The organism is Burkholderia sp. AU39826, from assembly GCF_020419965.1.
Taxonomy (GTDB): Bacteria; Pseudomonadota; Gammaproteobacteria; order Burkholderiales; family Burkholderiaceae; genus Burkholderia; species Burkholderia semiarida.
In genome coordinates, this window is record NZ_JAIZQG010000007.1 from 212,371 (window position 1) to 229,867 (window position 17,497).

General features: G+C 64.6%; 18 protein-coding genes. 13 read left to right on the forward strand and 5 right to left on the reverse strand.

The features are described from left to right. Positions 1-41: 41 nt before the first annotated feature. From trxB to LGM42_RS16225, 6 genes are all read left to right on the forward strand, one after another. Complete coding sequence (gene trxB, locus LGM42_RS16200) at positions 42-1,004, forward strand: thioredoxin-disulfide reductase (protein ID WP_059574122.1); 963 nt, start codon at positions 42-44, stop codon at positions 1,002-1,004. 136 nt (positions 1,005-1,140) lie between these two features. Continuing rightward, positions 1,141-1,920, forward strand: a complete 780-nt coding sequence (locus tag LGM42_RS16205) for a Smr/MutS family protein (RefSeq protein ID WP_124859567.1) — start codon at positions 1,141-1,143, stop codon at positions 1,918-1,920. Then, a complete protein-coding gene (locus tag LGM42_RS16210) occupies positions 1,880-2,530 on the forward strand; it encodes a trimeric intracellular cation channel family protein (RefSeq protein ID WP_059574124.1) in 651 nt (216 codons plus the stop codon). Before LGM42_RS16205 ends, LGM42_RS16210 begins: the two co-directional genes overlap by 41 nt. A 165-nt stretch (positions 2,531-2,695) precedes the next feature. Then, positions 2,696-3,265, forward strand: coding sequence for a hypothetical protein (locus LGM42_RS16215; protein ID WP_155644546.1), 570 nt, complete (start codon positions 2,696-2,698; stop codon positions 3,263-3,265). A gap of 2 nt (positions 3,266-3,267) precedes the next feature. Continuing rightward, positions 3,268-4,092, forward strand: a complete 825-nt coding sequence (locus LGM42_RS16220; protein WP_081083258.1) for a hypothetical protein — start codon at positions 3,268-3,270, stop codon at positions 4,090-4,092. A 13-nt stretch (positions 4,093-4,105) separates the two neighbouring features. Then, a complete protein-coding gene (locus LGM42_RS16225; RefSeq protein ID WP_060313036.1) occupies positions 4,106-4,306 on the forward strand; it encodes a hypothetical protein in 201 nt (66 codons plus the stop codon). Between the two features lie 163 nt (positions 4,307-4,469). Here the strand turns inward: LGM42_RS16225 and LGM42_RS16235 are convergent, their stop codons facing one another. From LGM42_RS16235 to LGM42_RS16250, 4 genes are all read right to left on the reverse strand, one after another. After that, positions 4,470-5,588 carry an ABC transporter ATP-binding protein gene (locus tag LGM42_RS16235; protein ID WP_060313032.1) on the reverse strand — a complete coding sequence of 373 codons (1,119 nt, stop codon included), beginning with the start codon at positions 5,586-5,588 and terminating at the stop codon, positions 4,470-4,472. Between the two features lie 111 nt (positions 5,589-5,699). Further along, positions 5,700-6,557 (reverse strand): carbohydrate ABC transporter permease, encoded by an 858-nt coding sequence (locus LGM42_RS16240; RefSeq protein WP_011544828.1) that lies wholly within the window; start codon positions 6,555-6,557, stop codon positions 5,700-5,702. Continuing rightward, positions 6,547-7,485, reverse strand: a complete 939-nt coding sequence (locus LGM42_RS16245) for a carbohydrate ABC transporter permease (RefSeq protein WP_059499909.1) — start codon at positions 7,483-7,485, stop codon at positions 6,547-6,549. Before LGM42_RS16245 ends, LGM42_RS16240 begins: the two co-directional genes overlap by 11 nt. Positions 7,486-7,623: 138 nt before the next feature. Continuing rightward, complete coding sequence (locus LGM42_RS16250) at positions 7,624-8,871, reverse strand: ABC transporter substrate-binding protein (RefSeq protein ID WP_059574129.1); 1,248 nt, start codon at positions 8,869-8,871, stop codon at positions 7,624-7,626. A gap of 431 nt (positions 8,872-9,302) precedes the next feature. Between LGM42_RS16250 and zwf the strand changes: the two genes are divergently transcribed. From zwf to LGM42_RS16280, 6 genes are all read left to right on the forward strand, one after another. Continuing rightward, positions 9,303-10,772 carry a glucose-6-phosphate dehydrogenase gene (gene zwf / locus LGM42_RS16255; RefSeq protein WP_226232653.1) on the forward strand — a complete coding sequence of 490 codons (1,470 nt, stop codon included), beginning with the start codon at positions 9,303-9,305 and terminating at the stop codon, positions 10,770-10,772. A gap of 88 nt (positions 10,773-10,860) precedes the next feature. After that, the gene (gene pgl, locus LGM42_RS16260) at positions 10,861-11,541 is read left to right on the forward strand and encodes a 6-phosphogluconolactonase (RefSeq protein WP_226232654.1); all 681 of its coding nucleotides are present in this window, start codon (positions 10,861-10,863) and stop codon (positions 11,539-11,541) included. Further along, positions 11,519-13,447: a bifunctional transcriptional regulator/glucokinase gene (locus LGM42_RS16265; protein WP_059574132.1), complete on the forward strand. Its 1,929-nt coding sequence runs from the start codon at positions 11,519-11,521 to the stop codon at positions 13,445-13,447. The genes pgl and LGM42_RS16265 overlap by 23 nt, the downstream gene beginning before the upstream one ends. A 579-nt stretch (positions 13,448-14,026) precedes the next feature. Further along, entirely contained in the window at positions 14,027-14,458 is a 432-nt protein-coding gene (locus LGM42_RS16270) for an STM2901 family protein (RefSeq protein WP_060313020.1), read from the forward strand. Continuing rightward, positions 14,458-14,814: a DUF1493 family protein gene (locus tag LGM42_RS16275; RefSeq protein WP_060313018.1), complete on the forward strand. Its 357-nt coding sequence runs from the start codon at positions 14,458-14,460 to the stop codon at positions 14,812-14,814. Before LGM42_RS16270 ends, LGM42_RS16275 begins: the two co-directional genes overlap by 1 nt. 102 nt (positions 14,815-14,916) lie before the next feature. Further along, positions 14,917-15,348, forward strand: coding sequence for a type VI secretion system amidase immunity protein Tai4 (locus LGM42_RS16280; protein ID WP_059638881.1), 432 nt, complete (start codon positions 14,917-14,919; stop codon positions 15,346-15,348). Between the two features lie 133 nt (positions 15,349-15,481). Here the strand turns inward: LGM42_RS16280 and LGM42_RS16285 are convergent, their stop codons facing one another. Beyond that, positions 15,482-16,699: a Bcr/CflA family multidrug efflux MFS transporter gene (locus LGM42_RS16285; protein ID WP_226232655.1), complete on the reverse strand. Its 1,218-nt coding sequence runs from the start codon at positions 16,697-16,699 to the stop codon at positions 15,482-15,484. A gap of 248 nt (positions 16,700-16,947) precedes the next feature. On the opposite strand from LGM42_RS16285, the gene LGM42_RS16290 reads away from it, so the two are divergent. After that, positions 16,948-17,400 carry a hypothetical protein gene (locus LGM42_RS16290; RefSeq protein ID WP_226232656.1) on the forward strand — a complete coding sequence of 151 codons (453 nt, stop codon included), beginning with the start codon at positions 16,948-16,950 and terminating at the stop codon, positions 17,398-17,400. The last annotated feature ends 97 nt before the right edge of the window (positions 17,401-17,497 follow it).

Here is a 17,497-nt window from a genome sequence, read left to right on the forward strand (position 1 = left end):
CCCTACCCCGCCCGCCGCGGCCGCCTTTTACGGATTCGCATATGTCCACGCCCAAACACGCCAAAGTCCTGATTCTCGGTTCCGGCCCCGCCGGCTACACGGCCGCCGTCTACGCGGCACGCGCCAATCTGTCCCCGGTGCTGATCACCGGCATCGCGCAGGGCGGCCAGCTGATGACCACGACCGATGTCGAAAACTGGCCGGCGGACGCGAAGGGCGTGCAAGGCCCGGAACTGATGGCGCGGTTCCAGGAGCACGCGGAGCGCTTCAACACCGAAATCGTCTTCGACCACATCCACACCGCGAAGCTGCACGAAAAGCCGATCCGGCTGATCGGCGACTCGGGCGAATACACGTGCGACTCGCTGATCATCGCGACCGGCGCATCCGCGCAGTATCTCGGCCTGCCGTCCGAGGAAGCGTTCATGGGCAAGGGCGTGTCCGCCTGCGCGACCTGCGACGGCTTCTTCTATCGCAACCAGGAAGTCGCGGTGATCGGCGGCGGCAACACGGCCGTCGAGGAAGCGCTGTACCTGACCGGCATCGCGAAGAAGGTCACCGTGATCCACCGCCGCGACAAGTTCCGCGCGGAGCCGATCCTGATCGACCGCCTGCTGGAGAAGCAGAAGGAAGGCGTCGTCGACATCAAGTGGGATCACGTGCTCGACGAAGTGACCGGCGAGGAATCGGGCGTCACGGGCCTGCGCATCAAGAACGTGAAGACCGGCGCGACGGAAGACCTGCACGTGCAGGGCGTGTTCGTCGCGATCGGCCACAAGCCGAACACCGACCTGTTCCAGGGCCAGCTCGAAATGAAGGACGGCTACATCCTGACGAAGAGCGGCCTGCAAGGCAACGCGACGTCGACGAGCGTGCCGGGCGTGTTCGCGGCAGGCGACGTGCAGGACAACGTGTATCGCCAGGCGATCACCAGCGCGGGCACGGGCTGCATGGCCGCGCTCGACGCGCAGCGCTACCTCGAGAGCCTGCACGACAAGAAGTGAGCCGGGAGCCTCGCCGCGGCGGGCGCTACAATGGCGTCCGCTGCCGCGAAGCGGGCTCGACCGGAAAGCCGCTGCCGCCGCGCAGCGGCTTTTTTTCTGCCCGCGCGCCCGAACGCGCCTGCCCCGTTACCGAATCATGGCGAAGAACCAGCCCCACCCGAGCGATCCCGCGAAGCGGAAGATCGCCGCCCGCCCCGTGACCCCGGCGCCCGAGGCGCCGCCGCCCGCGCCCGACGCGGCCGCGTTGCGCGGCCAGGGCCTCGCGGGCCTCGGCGCGTTGCGCAAGTCGCTGCAAGGCGAAGCCGATCGTCGCGAACGCGCGCGCATCGAAACCGAGAAGGCCGAGCGCAAGGCGGAAGCCGACGCGAATCTGTTCCGCAACGAGATCGGCGCGATCCGGCCGCTGAACGCGCCGCCGCGCGCGTCGTCGGGCCGCACGCCGCCCGACCCGGTGCCGAAGCAGACGCAGCGCGACGAGCAAGCCGTGCTGAACGCGACGCTGTCCGACGAGTTCGATCCCGAGACGCTGCTCGACAGTGACGATTCGCTGTATTACCACCGCCCCGGCATCAGCCGCGACGTCGTGCGCAGGCTGAGGAGCGGTGCGTGGATCGTGCAGGCACAGATCGATCTGCACGGCATGCGGCGCGACGAGGCGCGCGATGCGCTCGCCGAATTCATCCGCGAAGCCGGCAAGAAAGGGCTGCGCTGCCTGCGCGTGATCCACGGCAAGGGGCTCGGCTCGATCGGCAAGGAACCCGTGCTGAAGGGCAAGGTGCGCGCCTGGCTCGTGCAGAAGGAGGAAGTGATCGCATTCTGCGAGGCGCGCGGCCACGACGGCGGCGCGGGCGCGGTGCTCGTGCTGCTGCAGCCGCATGCGACGCCGGCCGACCGGGGGCCGCGTGCCGCATCCTAGGCTGACGCTCGCGATCGCGGTACTGGAGGCGATCGCCACGCTCGCATTCGCGATTTCGGGGTTCATCGAGGCACGCAAGAACCGCCTCGACTCGGTCGGCACGTTCGTCGTCGCGCTCGCGACCGCCTTCGGCGGCGGCACGCTGCGCGACATCCTGCTCGAGCGCCGGCCGTTCTACTGGGTCGTGCACGACGACTACGTGATCGCGATCTTCGTGCTCGCGCTGTTCGCGCCGTTCGTGCTGCGGATGCTGTCGCGGCTGTCGGCCGAACGGCTGCTGCTGATCGCCGACGCGATCGGGCTCGGCATCTTCAGCATCTCGGGCACGTCGATCGCGCTCGACGCCGAGATGCCGCGCTTCATCGCGGTGATGATGGGCGTGATTACCGGCGTGGTCGGCGGGATCGTCCGCGACGTGCTGTGCAACGACATCCCGCTGATCCTGCGCGATTCGCGGCCGTACGCGACCTGCGCGTTCGTCGGCTGCTGGTTCTACCTGCTGCTCGTGTGGCTGCAGTTCGACTCGGTGTACAGCGTGCTGCTCGCGACCGGCTTCATCCTCGCCGCGCGGCTCGCGACGTTCAAGTTCGACGTGCGGTTGCCGCATTGAATCCGGGCATCGTTTGAGTCATGAGGAGCCGTCGAAACCGGCTCTCGTCGCCGCACGCCGGTGATCCGAAAACGCCCGATCGATCGGACACAGTTTTTTACAATTCCCTTTCGCAATCGACAACCCCGTGCTACGTTTCGCCCGACAAACGCGAACGGGTGCGGCATGACTATTTTTTACGCGGTAGTTGAAGACGATCCGCTGGACAGCGGCGGCTACGTACTCGATGGCGGTAAGTGCGGAACGATCGTGGGTGACGACGGCAAGCGCCGGAAGATTACGTTCGTCGGACAACGTGCGTGGTGCAGCACATGCGAGAGCGTCGGGACAATTGAAGCGGCCCCCGGCGCGCCAAGCAAAAAGCGACTGCGCGATTTCACTTCCGCGGGACGAGTTCAAGCCCTGAGCAACGATTGGGTCCGATGTCGCTGTGAGCGCCCTCCCCGCATCATTTCCCGATACGGCCGTCAATGGAAAATAGACGCTTCGAATTGCGCCCTCCGGACGCAATCCGAACTCGTCACAACCGATACGGTCACGGCAGCGCCCCAACTCGTCTATAACGATTGCTTCGTTCTTCGGGACGCCGTGGGTGCCCCTCTGAGCGACGTCGCCTATGCATTGCAGCGAGACACCGGGGCGTTTGAATACGGACGAACGGACGCGCACGGACAAACGCACTTGCTCGCGTCCACTTCCTGTGCCGAAAACATCACGATCTATCTCGCGGAATAGTCATGCCCGAACGCGTCCATGTTTCTCCTGAAGGCAATCGATACAAACGGATCGCGGCACGTAAGACCACGCCGACAAACGACCCGTCGCCGAAACCCGTCACCGTCCGATTCAAGACATTCTGGAAAACGGTCCGCAGATGGACCGACGCCGACGTCGGCGAATACCAGCGCGCAATTCCGCAACTGGCACAACAGCTGCAAAAGGAAACGTACTGGGACCGCAACGGCAGTACGCGTGAGAATCGATTTACATGCGAGGACTTCGCGCTACGGTTACTCGTCCAGTTCGCGGCCCTGCGCGGGTTGCCGCTCAAGTTGGCCACCGGTGTGCGCAGTTATCGAAACATGGAAATCTACGGCGAATCGGAACACCAGCGATACGATTCGACGATGTACGGTTTCGCCGAGATGGTCGCGCTGACTTTCGGCGCACCGGACACACAACGCACCGGTTCGAATACCGTACGGCTTACGACGGCCGACTCGCTCCGCCCGGGAGACATGCTCGTACAGGCCAATGATCGCGCAGGCATCGGGCATCACGTTCAGTTGGTCACGCGCACCTCGCCCTCGTCCGTTTCGATCATGCAGGGCAATTCGAGCGGTGTGATCGTCCGTCCATTCACGACGATCATGAGGATATTCGGCCACAATCGTGCAGATCCGCAAAGCGCCAGTTATGCAGGTATGGGCGTCGAAAACGGGTACTACACCCCCGGCGAGGAAGGGTGGGACTACAGAAACGAGACCACAGGCGCCGAAGTGAAGGACTTTCTAAAGCAATTCCAGCTGTATCGCTGGAATTTCGCTGCATTCAATCAGTAATGCCGAGGCAAGGATGCGTGCGTTCTTTTCGGTAATCGCAGATAGCGACCTGTTCGGTACACTCGCTACCGTTTGTCTGGTCATCGCCGTGGCCGGCCTGTTCTCTACCGTCCGCCGCTCAAGATTTTATTTTCCGGCCGTCTTCGCGTGCCTTCTGTTCATGCCGCTCATGCATGCGATCGGTTCGTATCTCTTGTCATTGCCGAGTCCGTGATTGCCTCCATACAGCGTGCTGCTCGCGACCGGCTTCATCCTCGCCGCACGGCTCACGACGTTCAAGTTCGATGTGCGGCTGCCGCATTGACGCGGCACCGGCATGCACAGACGAAAGGGGCCGTTTCGAAACGGCCCCTTCTTCATTCAGCGCATCCAGTGCCTCACGCGATCCGTTCTTCCGACGCCGGATCGAACAGCACGGCCTTCGACACGTCGAACAGCAGCGACTGCGTCTGCCCCGGCTGCGGGTTCGCGGCCGGATGCACGCGGCTCACGATCCGCTTGCCGTTCACCTGCGCGAACACGTGCGTGTCCGGCCCGGTCGGCTCGGTCACGTCGACGCGCACGTCGATCGGCTGCAGCTTCGACGCCTCGCCGTGATGTGCGTTGCGCGCGTCGGTGATGCGCTCCGGGCGCAACCCGAGAATCACCTCGCGGCCCACGTGCGACTTCAGCTTCGCCGCGTCGAACGGCAGGTTCAGCGCGCTGCGCGCGAGGCCCGTGTCGATCTCGAGTGCGATGCCGCTGCCCTGCTCGACCAGGCGGCCGTTGATGAAGTTCATCGGCGGCGCGCCGATGAAGCCCGCGACGAACAGGTTCGACGGCGAATCGTAGATCTCCTGAGGCGCGCCGAACTGCTGGACCACGCCGTCCTTCATCACCGCGATCCGGTCGCCAAGCGTCATCGCCTCGATCTGGTCGTGCGTCACGTAGACGATCGTCGTGCCGAGACGCTGGTGCAGCAGCTTGATTTCCGCGCGCATCTCGATACGCAGCTTCGCGTCGAGGTTCGACAGCGGTTCGTCGAACAGGAACAGCGACGGATCGCGTGCGAGCGCGCGGCCCATCGCGACGCGCTGGCGCTGACCGCCCGACAGCTGGCCCGGCTTGCGGTCGAGCAGATGCTGGATCTGCAGCATCGCCGACACGCGATCGACGATCTGCTGCTGCTCGCTCTTCGGCACCTTGCGGATGTTCAGCCCGAACGAGATGTTCTCGCGCACCGTCATCGACGGATACAGCGCGTACGACTGGAACACCATCGCGATGTCGCGATCCTTCGGCGACAGGTCGTTGACGACCTTGCCGTCGATGCAGATCTCGCCGCTCGTGACCGTCTCGAGCCCGGCGATCATGTTGAGCAGCGTCGATTTCCCGCAGCCCGAGCCGCCGACCAGGATCAGGAACTGTCCGTCCTCGATCTCGATGTCGACACCCTTCAGGACCGGCACCCCGTTCGGGTAGGTCTTGTACACGTCACGGATGGAAAGGCTTGCCATGCTGTGAATCCTCTGTCTCGTCTCGCGCGGCGCACGCCGGCGCCGCGTCGGGTTCGTTTCGATGCGCCGCGCGGGGTGCGCGGCTGGTTCGTCGTATCGGAAAAGCCGCGCTTACCCCTTCACCGCGCCTGCCGTCAGCCCGCGCACGAAGTAGCGGCCGGCGACGATGTAGACGAGCAGCGTCGGCAGCGCCGCGATGATCGCGCCGGCCATGTCGACGTTGTATTCCTTCACGCCCGTCGACGTGTTGACGAGGTTGTTCAGCGCGACCGTGATCGGCATCGAATCGACGCCGGAGAACACGATCCCGAACAGGAAGTCGTTCCAGATCTGCGTGAACTGCCAGATCAGGCACACCATGAAGATCGGCAGCGACACCGGCAGCAGGATCTTCGTGAAGATCGTGAAGAAGCCCGCGCCGTCGATGCGCGCGGCCTTCACGAGTTCGGCCGGCACGCTCACGTAGAAATTGCGGAAGAACATCGTCGTGAACGCGATCCCGTACACCACGTGCACGAACACGAGGCCCGGAATCGTGTTCGCGAGGCCGAGCATCCCCTGCAGGCGCGCCATCGGCAGCAGGATCACCTGAAACGGAATGAAGCAGCCGACCAGCATCATCGTGAACAGCGCGTCCGCACCGCGAAAGCGCCAGTGGGTGAGCACGTAGCCGTTGAACGCGCCGATCAGCGACGAGATCAGCACGGCCGGAATCACCATCTGCAGCGAGTTCAGGAAGAACGGCTTCATCCCGTCGCAGCGCACGCCGGTACACGCCCCGCTCCATGCCTTCACCCACGGGTCGACGGTCCACGTGGTGGGCGGCGTCAGCAGGTTGCCGGTGCGCAACTGGTCGAGGTCCTTGAACGACGTCGACAGCATCACGTAGATCGGAAACAGGAAATACAGCGCGAACAGGATCAGTGCCGCATAGATCACTGCCCGGCTGATCGTCATCTTAGGCTGCATTGCGGGTGCTCCTCGATTCCATATACATCAGCGGCACCAGCACCGCGACCACGGTCGCGAGCATCATCACCGAGGACGCCGCGCCGAGCCCGAGCTGGCCGCGGTTGAACGAAAACGTGTACATGAACATGGCCGGCAGCGACGACGACGTGCCCGGGCCGCCCGCCGTCAGCGCGACGACGAGGTCGAAGGTCTTGATCGTGATGTGGCAGAGGATCAGCAGCACCGAGAAGAACACCGGGCGCATGCTCGGGATCACGATCTTGCGGTAGATGGTCGGCAGCGTCGCGCCGTCGACCTGCGCGGCCTTGAAGATCTCGCCGTCGACGCCGCGCAACCCCGCGAGGAAGAGCGCCATCACGAAGCCGGTCGACTGCCACACGGCCGCGATCACCACGCAGAAGATCGCCTTGTCCGGATCGTCGAGCCAGCCGAACGAGAAGCTCGTCCAGCCCCAGTCGTGCATCACCTTCTCGAGGCCGAGGCCCGGATTCAGGATCCACTGCCACGCGGTGCCCGTGACGATGAACGACAGCGCCATCGGGTACAGGAAGATCGCGCGCAGCGCGCCTTCGTTGCGGATCCGCTGGTCGAGCAGGATCGCGAGGAACAGCCCGAGCGCGACGCAGATCGCGATGAACGGGATCCCGAACCAGCCGAGGTTCGCGGCGGAGGTCCACCACACGTCGTTCTGGAACAGGTCCGTGTAACGGCCGAAACCGTCGAATTCGTAGTTGGGCAACAGCCGCGAGTTGGTCAGCGACAGATAGCCGGTAATCAGGATGAAGCCGTAGATGAACACGACGGCGATCGCGACGCTCGGCGCGAGCACGAGCTTCGGGATCCAGCGATCGGCGAAGGCCGACATCGGCGACGTACGCCGTGCGGCGGCAGCGCCGGATCCGTTTCCGCTAAGAGGGGCAGCCACTTGATTCGACTCCTGGAACGAGGGCGACGCAGGCCTGGCCGGCGCCGGGTACGGCACGGGCTCGCGGGCGAGCCCGTTTGCTGCACATGCAAAAACGCCCGGCCGATGAAGCGTGTCCGGCCGGGCGCCTGGCGCGCGTTACTTGACCTTCGCGGCCTTCGCGAGCGCGGCGACCGCGCTCTTCGAATCCTGCTGCGAGTTCATGAACTTCGTCACGACGTCCGTGATCGCGCCGGCGGTCGCGTCGCCTTGCGCCATGCCGTGCGCGAGCGACGGCACGAAACCGCCCGACTTGATCGCGGTCTGCTCGTCGGCATACGACTTCTTCGCGCAGTCGTCGAACTTGTCCATCTTCACGCCGAGACGCACCGGCACCGAGCCCTTCAGCAGGCTGAACTGCTCCTGGAAGTCCGGCGTCATGATCGTCTTCGCGAGCGCGAGCTGGCCCGGCGTCGCGTTCTTCTCGCCCTTCTGCTGGAAGAACACGAACGAATCGACGTTGAACGTGTATGCGTTCGCCGTGCCCGGCACCGGTGCGCAGATGTAGTCCTTGCCCGACTTCTTGCCCGCGTTCTCGAACTCGCCCTTCGCCCAGTCGCCCATGAACTGCATGCCGGCCTTGCCGTTGATGACCATCGCGGTCGCGAGGTTCCAGTCGCGGCCGTTACGGCCAGTATCGAAGTAGCCCTGGATCTTGCGCACCGTGTCGAATACCGACACCATCTGCGGCGACGTCAGCGTCGCCTGGTCGAGGTCGACCAGCGCCTTCTTGTAGAACGCCGGGCCCTGCGACAGCACGACGTCCTCCCACAGCGTCAGGTCCTGCCACGGCTGGCCGCCCATCGCGATCGGCTGGATGCCCGCGGCCTTCAGCTTGTCGGCCACCGCGAAGAATTCAGGCCAGGTGGTCGGCACCTTCGCGCCGACCTTGTCGAGCGCGGCCTTGTTGATGTACAGCCAGTTGACGCGGTGCACCGAGAACGGCGCGGCGACGGTATGGCCCTTGTACTTGATGATCTTGTCGATTTCCGGCGGCAGGTTCTGCTTCCAGTCGCCGGCAGCCGAATCGATGTTGACGAGCACGCCCTGGTCGGCCCAGTCCTGGATCAGCGGGCCCTTGATCTGCGCGGCCGACGGAGAATCGCCGCTGATCACCTTGGTCTTCAGCGCGGTCATCGCCGCGGCGCCGGCGCCGCCCGCGACCGCGAAATCCTTCCACACGTAGCCCTGCTTCTGCAGGTCGTCCTTCAGCACGCCGACGGCCTTCGACTCGCCGCCCGAGGTCCACCAGTGCAGCACGGTTACGTTCTCGGCTGCCTGCGCCGCCACGGCGCCAGCCATCAGGCCTGCGGCGCAGAGCGCGCCCATGATCGAGCGAACTTTCATTACTTATCTCCTCCAGACTGAATCAACTCGTGAGGTTCCCTGACCAGGAACCGGCTTCTTGATAACGACGGGGAAATCGAGCCGCGGGACGCATGCAGCGTACGGGGCCGATGACCGGCCGGGCTCTTACAGAAAGCGTGAATCGAGATTCAACGGCGTGTCTCCTCTTTGTGTTTCTGGCCCGCCGCGATGATGCGACGCGAGCCCGGGGGCCGACGGCGCGCCGACGATGCGCACCGCCAATGTCCGATAACATTCGGCACAAGGCGCTCCCGAAGGCGAAGCTCGCGCAGTTCATCGACCGCACTTCTTTTTTTCTTCGCCCAGGTGCTACCCCTTGCGGCGGATTGTAGTTAAACTACAATTCAGTGTCAAAAATATTTTTATCGCACTACGGATCGCTTCCGGGCACCCCAACACGGCGGAGACACATGCATACCGATTCCAGCTTTACCTTCGTACTTTTCGGCGGCACCGGCGATTTGTCGATGCGCAAGATCCTGCCCGCGCTGTTCGAAGCGCACCGCGCGAACATGCTGGCGGCGAGCGGCCGGATCGTCGCCGTGGCGCGACACGAATCGGATCGGGCAGCCTATCTCGAATGGGTCGACACGCACGTGAAGCCGCATGCGGCGAAGGCGGCTGGCAACGCGTTCGACGACGCCGCGTGGAAGTCCTTCCTCGATCGCATCGACTACGTGCACCTCGATCTCGGCCGCGCGGAAGACTACGGCGTGCTGCGCGACGCGGTGGCGTCGCTGCCCGGCATCCGCGTGTTCTATCTCGCGACGGGCCCGTCGCTGTTCGTGCCGATCTGCAAGGCGCTCGCGTCGGTCGGCCTGAACGAAGAGTCGCGCATCGTGCTCGAGAAGCCGCTCGGCTACGACCTGAAATCGTCGAACGCGATCAACGACGCGGTCGGCGAGATCTTCGCGGAAGGCCAGATCTACCGGATCGACCATTACCTCGGCAAGGAGCCGGTACAGAACCTGCTCGCGCTGCGCTTCGGCAATGCGCTGTTCGAGCCGCTGTGGCGCCGCGAATGGGTCGAGAGCATCCAGATCACGATCGCGGAGGAGCTCGGCGTCGAGGCGCGCGGCGACTTCTACGACAATACGGGCGCGCTGCGCGACATGGTGCAGAACCACTTGCTGCAGTTGCTGTCGATCGTCGCGATGGAGCCGCCGCACTCGATGGATTCCGACTCGGTGCGCGACGAGAAGCTGCGCGTGCTGCGCGCGCTGAAGCCGATCGATCCGCGCGACATCGGCAAGGTTGCCGTGCGCGGCCAGTATCATGCGGGCGTGATCAAGGGTGCGCAGGTGCCGGCCTACGCGACCGAGCCGGGCGTGAAGCCCGACAGCCAGACCGAGACCTTCGTCGCGCTGAAGGTCGAGATCGAGAACTGGCGCTGGGCCGGCGTGCCGTTCTTCCTGCGCACCGGCAAGCGGCTGGCCGACCGCGTCGCGGAGATCGTCGTCAACTTCCGCCCGGTGCCGCATTCGGCGCTCGGGCCGACCGCGCTGCGCCCCGGTTCGAACCGCCTCGTGATCCGGCTGCAGCCGAACGAGACGATCCGCCTGTACTGCCTCGCGAAGCAGCCGGGCGAAGGGATGAACCTCGCGAGCGTGCACCTCGACCTCGCGTTCGACCAGTTCTTCAAGGAAGGGCAGATGGAGGCGTACCAGCGCCTGCTGCTCGACGTGATCAACGGCCGGCTCGCGCTGTTCGTGCGTCGCGACGAACAGGAAGCGGCATGGCAATGGGTCGAGCCGATCCTGAACGAATGGGCGCGCACGCTGAAGCCGCCGAAGCCGTACGCGGCGGGCACGTGGGGGCCGGCCGCGTCGAGCGCGATGCTCGCGCAGCACGACACCTGCTGGCTCGAAGAAGAAAACTGATGCAAACCGTTGCCGCGTACGCCACCGTACGCGACAACGTGCCCCACGATTCGTACGATTTGAACAGACAAAGCAGTCCGGAGGAGATGTGATCGAGATCCACGCTTTCGACACCCAGGAAGCGCAAAGCGAAGCGCTCGCGCGCGCCGTCGGCGATGCGCTGCGCGCGGCGCTCGCCGGCCCCGCGCGCCCGTTGCTCGCGGTGTCCGGCGGTACCAGCCCGCGCCCGTTCCTGCACACGCTGTCGCACGCGGCGCTCGACTGGGCCGGCGTCGACGTCACGCTGGTCGACGACCGCTGGGTGCCGGACGACGACGCGGCCAGCAACGCGCAACTCGTGCGCGACACGCTGCTGCAGCACGCGGCGGCCCCTTCCCGCTTCCTGCCGCTCGTCGACACGCACAGCACGCTCGACGCGCACGTCGCCGCGCTGAACGCAAACGCCGACTACCGCGTGCCGAGCGTCGCGGTGCTCGGCATGGGCGAGGACGGCCACACCGCGTCGATCTTCGCCGACGCACCCGAATGGGACCACGCGATCACGACGCCGGAACGCTTCGTCGCCGTGCATCCGGGCGCGGCGCCGCATGCACGCGTGAGCTATTCGCTCGATGCGCTCAAGCGCGTCGACCGGCTGTTCCTGCTGATCGCGGGCGAGCGCAAACGCGACGTGCTCGACGCCGCGGCCGCGTCGCTGCAGAAGAACGCGATTTCCCAACTGGCCAACGACAAGGGGACCCAGCTCGATGTCTACTGGTGTGCAAAGTAAGGCGGTCGTCGCGGGTCAGCATGCCGACGGCCCGCGCCTGCTCGCAGACGTCGGCGGCACCAACGCGCGCTTCGCGCTGGAAACCGGCCCCGGCGAGATCACGCAGATCCGCGTGTATCCCGGCGCCGACTATCCGACGATCACCGATGCGATCCGCAAATACCTGAAGGACGTGAAGATCAGCCGCGTGAACCACGCGGCGATCGCGATCGCTAACCCGGTCGACGGCGACCAGGTCACGATGACGAACCACGACTGGAGCTTCTCGATCGAGGCGACGCGCCGCGCGCTCGGCTTCGACACGCTGCTGGTCGTCAACGATTTCACCGCGCTCGCGATGGCGCTGCCGGGCCTGACCGATGCGCAACGCGTGCAGGTGGGCGGCGGCGCGCGGCGCCAGAACAGCGTGATCGGCCTGCTCGGGCCCGGCACCGGGCTCGGCGTGTCGGGGCTGATCCCCGCGGACGACCGCTGGATCGCGCTCGGCAGCGAGGGCGGCCACGCGTCGTTCGCGCCGCAGGACGAACGCGAGGATCTGGTGCTGCAGTACGCGCGCAAGAAGTTTCCGCACGTGTCGTTCGAGCGCGTGTGCGCGGGCCCCGGCATGGAGATCATCTATCGCGCGCTCGCCGCGCGCGACAAGAAGCGCGTCGCGGCATCCGTCGACACGGTCGAGATCGTCGAGCGCGCGCATGCGGGCGATGCGCTCGCGCTCGAGACGGTCGAATGCTTCTGCGGGATTCTCGGCGCGTTCGCGGGCAGCGTCGCGCTCACGCTCGGCGCGCTCGGCGGCGTGTACATCGGCGGCGGCGTCGCGCTGAAGCTGGGCGAACTGTTCACGCGCTCGTCGTTCCGCGCGCGCTTCGAGGCGAAGGGCCGCTTCACGCACTACCTCGAGAACATCCCGACGTACCTGATCACCGCCGAATATCCGGCGTTCCTCGGTGTGTCGGCGATTCTCGCGGAACAGTTGTCGAACCGTTCCGGCGGCGCGTCGTCGGCGGTGTTCGAGCGGATCCGCCAGATGCGCGACGCGCTGACGCCGGCCGAGCGCCGCGTGGCCGATCTCGCGCTGAACCATCCGCGCTCGATCATCAACGATCCGATCGTCGACATCGCGCGCAAGGCCGACGTGAGCCAGCCGACCGTGATCCGCTTCTGCCGCTCGCTCGGCTGCCAGGGGCTGTCGGATTTCAAGCTGAAGCTCGCGACCGGCCTCACCGGCACGATCCCGATGAGCCACAGCCAGGTGCACCTCGGCGATACGGCCACCGACTTCGGCGCGAAGGTGCTCGACAACACGGTGTCCGCGATCCTGCAACTGCGCGAGCACCTGAATTTCGAGCACGTCGAGAACGCGATCGAGATCCTGAACGGCGCGCGGCGCATCGAGTTCTACGGGCTCGGCAACTCGAACATCGTCGCGCAGGACGCGCACTACAAATTCTTCCGCTTCGGGATTCCGACGATCGCGTACGGCGACCTGTACATGCAGGCCGCATCGGCCGCGCTGCTCGGCAAGGGCGACGTGATCGTCGCGGTGTCGAAGTCGGGACGCGCGCCCGAGCTGCTGCGCGTGCTCGACGTCGCGATGCAGGCCGGCGCGAAGGTGATCGCGATCACGTCGAGCAACACGCCGCTCGCGAAGCGCGCGACCGTCGCGCTCGAGACCGACCACATCGAGATGCGCGAGTCGCAGTTGTCGATGATCTCGCGAATCCTGCATCTGCTGATGATCGACATCCTCGCGGTGGGCGTCGCGATCCGTCGCGCGTCGACCAACGGCGAGTTGCCGGAGGCCGTCGCGCAGGCGCGGGCACGCGCCACCGACGACGAAACGGCCGACGTGCTCGACTGGTTGAGTCATGGGGCTTCGCCGGCGGCGAAGGACGTCGCGCGGGATTGATGCAGCGGTAAAAAAGACGTCACGGGTGAACGACACCCCGAACGCTGGACGGCTGGTCCGGCGTTCGGGGTGTTTTGCATGATCGGCATCGGCGCGAACAACAGCGGCTCGGCAGGTATCGACGATGCCTTCTGCCTATAGCTGCGCGTGACGTCATACGTTCGTACACGCTCCCATTTTCGAACAAGTCCAATTGTCAGCAGTTGCCCAGGCTCGGTAACTTCCTTCACTCCGCGTGATGCCGCCATCCCGGTTCGACGCGAGAAATGACACGTTTCTCACAGAACCCCGATTGGCATCGACAGCATCACGTTCATCCAGTTTGCGGAGAGGGATATGCCTAGACCACGTTTTTCAGCCCCATGGGCAGCAGCAATGCGCATTTACGCGCCGATAAATTCCGCGGAGAAAGTTGCCTTGACGATTGGCGGCAACGTGGCCACCAATATCCAGCGATGTGGCAAAGCAGAAGTGATCAAATTCCCGCCTTCGCTGGGAGGCAGCACCCTGGACAATAGGCACGGGATCGTTCTCTTCGAGGTTTCAGCCTCGTCGATAGCCTGAGAGAGGAATACTATAATGAACAATACCTATGCCTTTGGTACACATCGAGATCTCACGCCAATGGAACTGTTTTTCCTTATCTTTATCGATGAGACATGCAAGGAACTTGGTGTTGACGATGTAGCAGCAGTGGTTGCCATTGTGGCCGGTCAAAATTGGATGCCAACACGAGCAAAGCCCTTTGGTACCACGCCGGGGACTTCTGTTGCGTCGATATTGAGTCGCAAGTATCTGGACTACGATTTGAAGAAGAAGATCCTCCCAACGCTGACCAATGCCAGCGTCAAGCGCTTGAAGTTCATTCTGGTAAGAAACATTGGGGTTTTCGTTGGGCGCGCAGTTCCTGTCGTTGGGTGGGTCATTGCTGCCAAGGATGTCACGATGATCAGCATTCGTTCCGTGTCGCGCTATAACGCGCTTGTTAAGCCTGAGGACAAGGTGTTCTGATGAGCCAGTTTACGTGGAACGAGTTTGAGGATTTTGTGAGAAGGGAGACCGGTGTTAGTCCCCAAAAAATTCTCACAAAAGATCATGCCGTCGAGGGCGATTTGGATATCACTGGCGACGATGCGGTCGAGTTTATGGAGCGCTTCTTCGATAAATTTCCAGTGCAAGTTGGAGATTTTGAGTTCAATCGCTACTTCTCAGGAGAGGGCTTTAGCTTGATTGAAGTGGCGCGGATGGCTTTCTCCAGAAAACGCCGAGAAAAATATGACAAAGTACCACTGACTCTAGGCATGCTCTATCAGGCTATTTTGGATGGAGAGTGGAGCAATCAGCGCTTGGAAAGCCTACCGCGCTGATTGCTCCTAGCCACATAGCCGGTTCATCTTTTAGGCGATGTGTTGGATCTGTGCATACCTCTGGAGTCTGCCATCAGACAAAATCCACTGCTCCGGTGTGTGATGTTCTGGGCCCTGATGTTCGCGGCACAACCCAGCCACGCCACGGATACGTCGTCGTCGCCACAAGCCGGCGCCCGAACCTACGCGCAGAACTACAAGGACATGGTGCTCGCCGAATGCGTCGCGACCGCTTATCGGAATGAACCGTCCGCTGCGATGGACGCGGGAAGCAGCGCCAGTGCACTAATGGATTGGACCGACTTCGATCTGGAACGGAACCCCGACACGGGCAAATCGCTGGTCAATCGTTTTCTTGCACGCGACTATCGCAATCCGGTCGTCGAGTCCGAAATCAAGGGCGTGAGGTTTGATTTTTTGAAATGCCTGGATCTGTATCACAGCCAGGAACTCGAGACCGAAGTCAGGCGATTCGTGATCAACCCGAAGCGCAGCTATCGACTCGACAATCGCTCGTCAGACCGGTCCAAGTGATGCGGACGCGGAAATAACCCAATGCTTGCCCCGCATCGCTGGCCGGGTTACATCGGCATGGTGTTCGCTCAGGTTGTCGCTTGGGCGAACATCGTCGACATACTCGCGCCCTCCGTCAGTTCCGTCACGCCGCTCAGGCGTCCGCCTTCACCGGCCGTCCGTGCCAGCGCAGCACCAGATAACGCCCGACGAAGCACAGCACGCCGGTGACGCCGATCGTCACGCCCATCGCGAACGGCGTGCCGTCCGCGAGTGCGCCGATCGCGACGCTCGCCAGCGCGCCGAGCGCGAGCTGCATCGCGCCGAACACGGCCGCCGACGCGCCCGCGTTGTGCGGATAGCGGTGCATCAGGTCGGTCGTGCAGTTCGCGGACAGGATCCCGACCACGCCGACGACGAAGAACAGGCACACGACGATCGACCACAGCCCGCCCAATCCCGTCAGCGCGACGAACGCGACCGCGAGCGACGCGATGCAGCTCACGAGCGATGCGGCCGCGATGATGCGCAGCGAGCCGATGCGGCCGACGAGCCGCGTGTTCGCGAAGTTGCCGATCATGATCCCGACGACGTTCAGGCCGAACAGCAGCCCGTAGTGCTGCGGCGACACGTGGAAATACTCGATGTACACGAACGGCGTCGCGGTGATGTACGAGAACATCGACGCGAACGCCATCCCGCCGCACAGCATGTGCCCCCATGCGACGGGGTCGGACAGGATGCGCCCGTACGATGCGAACGACGCGAGCACGGCCGCGCTCTTGCGCCGCTCCTTCGGCCAGGTTTCGGGCACGCGCAGGTACGCGGTCGTCGCGCAGATCGCACCGAACACGGCCAGCACGACGAACACGCCGCGCCAGCCGGAGAACCGCAGGATCTGGCCGCCGATCAGCGGCGCGAGCAGCGGCCCGACCGCGGTGACGATCGCGACCATCGACAGCACCTTCGCCGCGTCGCTCGGCTCGTGCGCGTCGCGCGCGATCGCACGCGCGAGCACCGACGCGGCGCCGGCGCCGAGCGCCTGCAGGAAACGCACGACGATCAGCATGTCGATCGAACCCGACACGAAGCAGCCGATGCTCGCGAGCGTGAACAGCGCAATGCCGCCGAGCAACACGGGGCGGCGGCCCCACGTATCGGACAGCGGGCCGTACAGCAGCATGCCGATCGAGAAGCCGGCCATGAAGCTCGTCAGCGTGCGCTGCGCGGCGCCGGCGCTGACGGAGAAGCTGTCGGCGATCGACGGCAGGCTCGGCAGGTACATGTCGGTGGCGATCGGCCCGCAGGCCGCGAGCGCGCCGAGCAACAGGATCAGCCGGGCATCGGGCCGGCGCCGGACGACGTGAGACATGGGTATCCGGAATGGGAGCCCGCGCGCATCGGGGCGCGCGTGGCGGTGAAGACGGGAAACCGCGCCGCAAGCGACGCGTTCAGGCTCATGATTGTACGCGCAACTTTTTTGCGTGCCTTGGGCCGCGTGCGGCGGCACGCCGCGAAACGCCCATGCTCGTCATGCGCGGAACAAACGCGCGGGCCGATTCGATTAAGCTTGCTGCTGCTTGCCACTCTCGTCTGACCATTCGACGTACGACCCACCCGATGACCGCTTTCCTGCTGATCTGGAGCCCCAAGAAATGGCCGTGGCCCGAGCTGCCCGACGTCGCCGCGCGCGTGAAGGCCGGCGAGGCCGTGCATGACGTGTGGGGCTGCGGCTTCGCGCGCGGCATCCTGCCGGGCGACCGCGTGTTCCTGCACCGCGTCGCGAACGAACCCAAGGGCGTGTTCGGCTCCGGCTACGTGACGCGCGCGCCGTACGAGGTGCCCGACCCGTCGACGAAACGCGGCTACCGGCTGTGCATCGACTTCGTGTACGACTGGCTGGTCGATGCGCATCAGGACGTCGTGATCGCGCGCGACGCGCTGCGCGTCCATCCGTATTCGGTCCAGACCTGGGATGCGCAGAGCTCCGGCACGTCGATCAAGCCGATGGTCGAAGGCCCGCTCGAAAAGCGCTGGGCCGAACTGACCGGCAAGCGCAAGCCGCCGCGATAAGCGGAAACCGGGTCGCATCACGCGCGCCTTTCCGGCCGGCCGATGCCGCGCGCCGAAAGGCCGCAGACCGGCTGGCGGGCTTGCCGCGCGCGTCTCC

Coding starts and splice junctions, on each gene's coding strand:
- LGM42_RS16235 (WP_060313032.1), bottom strand. CDS start 5,588: ATGGCAAGCCTTTCCATCCGTGACGTGTACAAGACCTACCCGAACGGG.
- LGM42_RS16285 (WP_226232655.1), bottom strand. CDS start 16,699: ATGTCTCACGTCGTCCGGCGCCGGCCCGATGCCCGGCTGATCCTGTTG.
- LGM42_RS16290 (WP_226232656.1), top strand. CDS start 16,948: ATGACCGCTTTCCTGCTGATCTGGAGCCCCAAGAAATGGCCGTGGCCC.
- LGM42_RS16225 (WP_060313036.1), top strand. CDS start 4,106: ATGCGTGCGTTCTTTTCGGTAATCGCAGATAGCGACCTGTTCGGTACA.
- LGM42_RS16240 (WP_011544828.1), bottom strand. CDS start 6,557: ATGCAGCCTAAGATGACGATCAGCCGGGCAGTGATCTATGCGGCACTG.
- LGM42_RS16210 (WP_059574124.1), top strand. CDS start 1,880: ATGCGACGCCGGCCGACCGGGGGCCGCGTGCCGCATCCTAGGCTGACG.
- LGM42_RS16250 (WP_059574129.1), bottom strand. CDS start 8,871: ATGAAAGTTCGCTCGATCATGGGCGCGCTCTGCGCCGCAGGCCTGATG.
- LGM42_RS16280 (WP_059638881.1), top strand. CDS start 14,917: ATGTTCTGGGCCCTGATGTTCGCGGCACAACCCAGCCACGCCACGGAT.
- LGM42_RS16205 (WP_124859567.1), top strand. CDS start 1,141: ATGGCGAAGAACCAGCCCCACCCGAGCGATCCCGCGAAGCGGAAGATC.
- trxB (WP_059574122.1), top strand. CDS start 42: ATGTCCACGCCCAAACACGCCAAAGTCCTGATTCTCGGTTCCGGCCCC.
- LGM42_RS16265 (WP_059574132.1), top strand. CDS start 11,519: ATGTCTACTGGTGTGCAAAGTAAGGCGGTCGTCGCGGGTCAGCATGCC.
- LGM42_RS16215 (WP_155644546.1), top strand. CDS start 2,696: ATGACTATTTTTTACGCGGTAGTTGAAGACGATCCGCTGGACAGCGGC.
- LGM42_RS16275 (WP_060313018.1), top strand. CDS start 14,458: ATGAGCCAGTTTACGTGGAACGAGTTTGAGGATTTTGTGAGAAGGGAG.
- zwf (WP_226232653.1), top strand. CDS start 9,303: ATGCATACCGATTCCAGCTTTACCTTCGTACTTTTCGGCGGCACCGGC.
- LGM42_RS16270 (WP_060313020.1), top strand. CDS start 14,027: ATGAACAATACCTATGCCTTTGGTACACATCGAGATCTCACGCCAATG.
- LGM42_RS16220 (WP_081083258.1), top strand. CDS start 3,268: ATGCCCGAACGCGTCCATGTTTCTCCTGAAGGCAATCGATACAAACGG.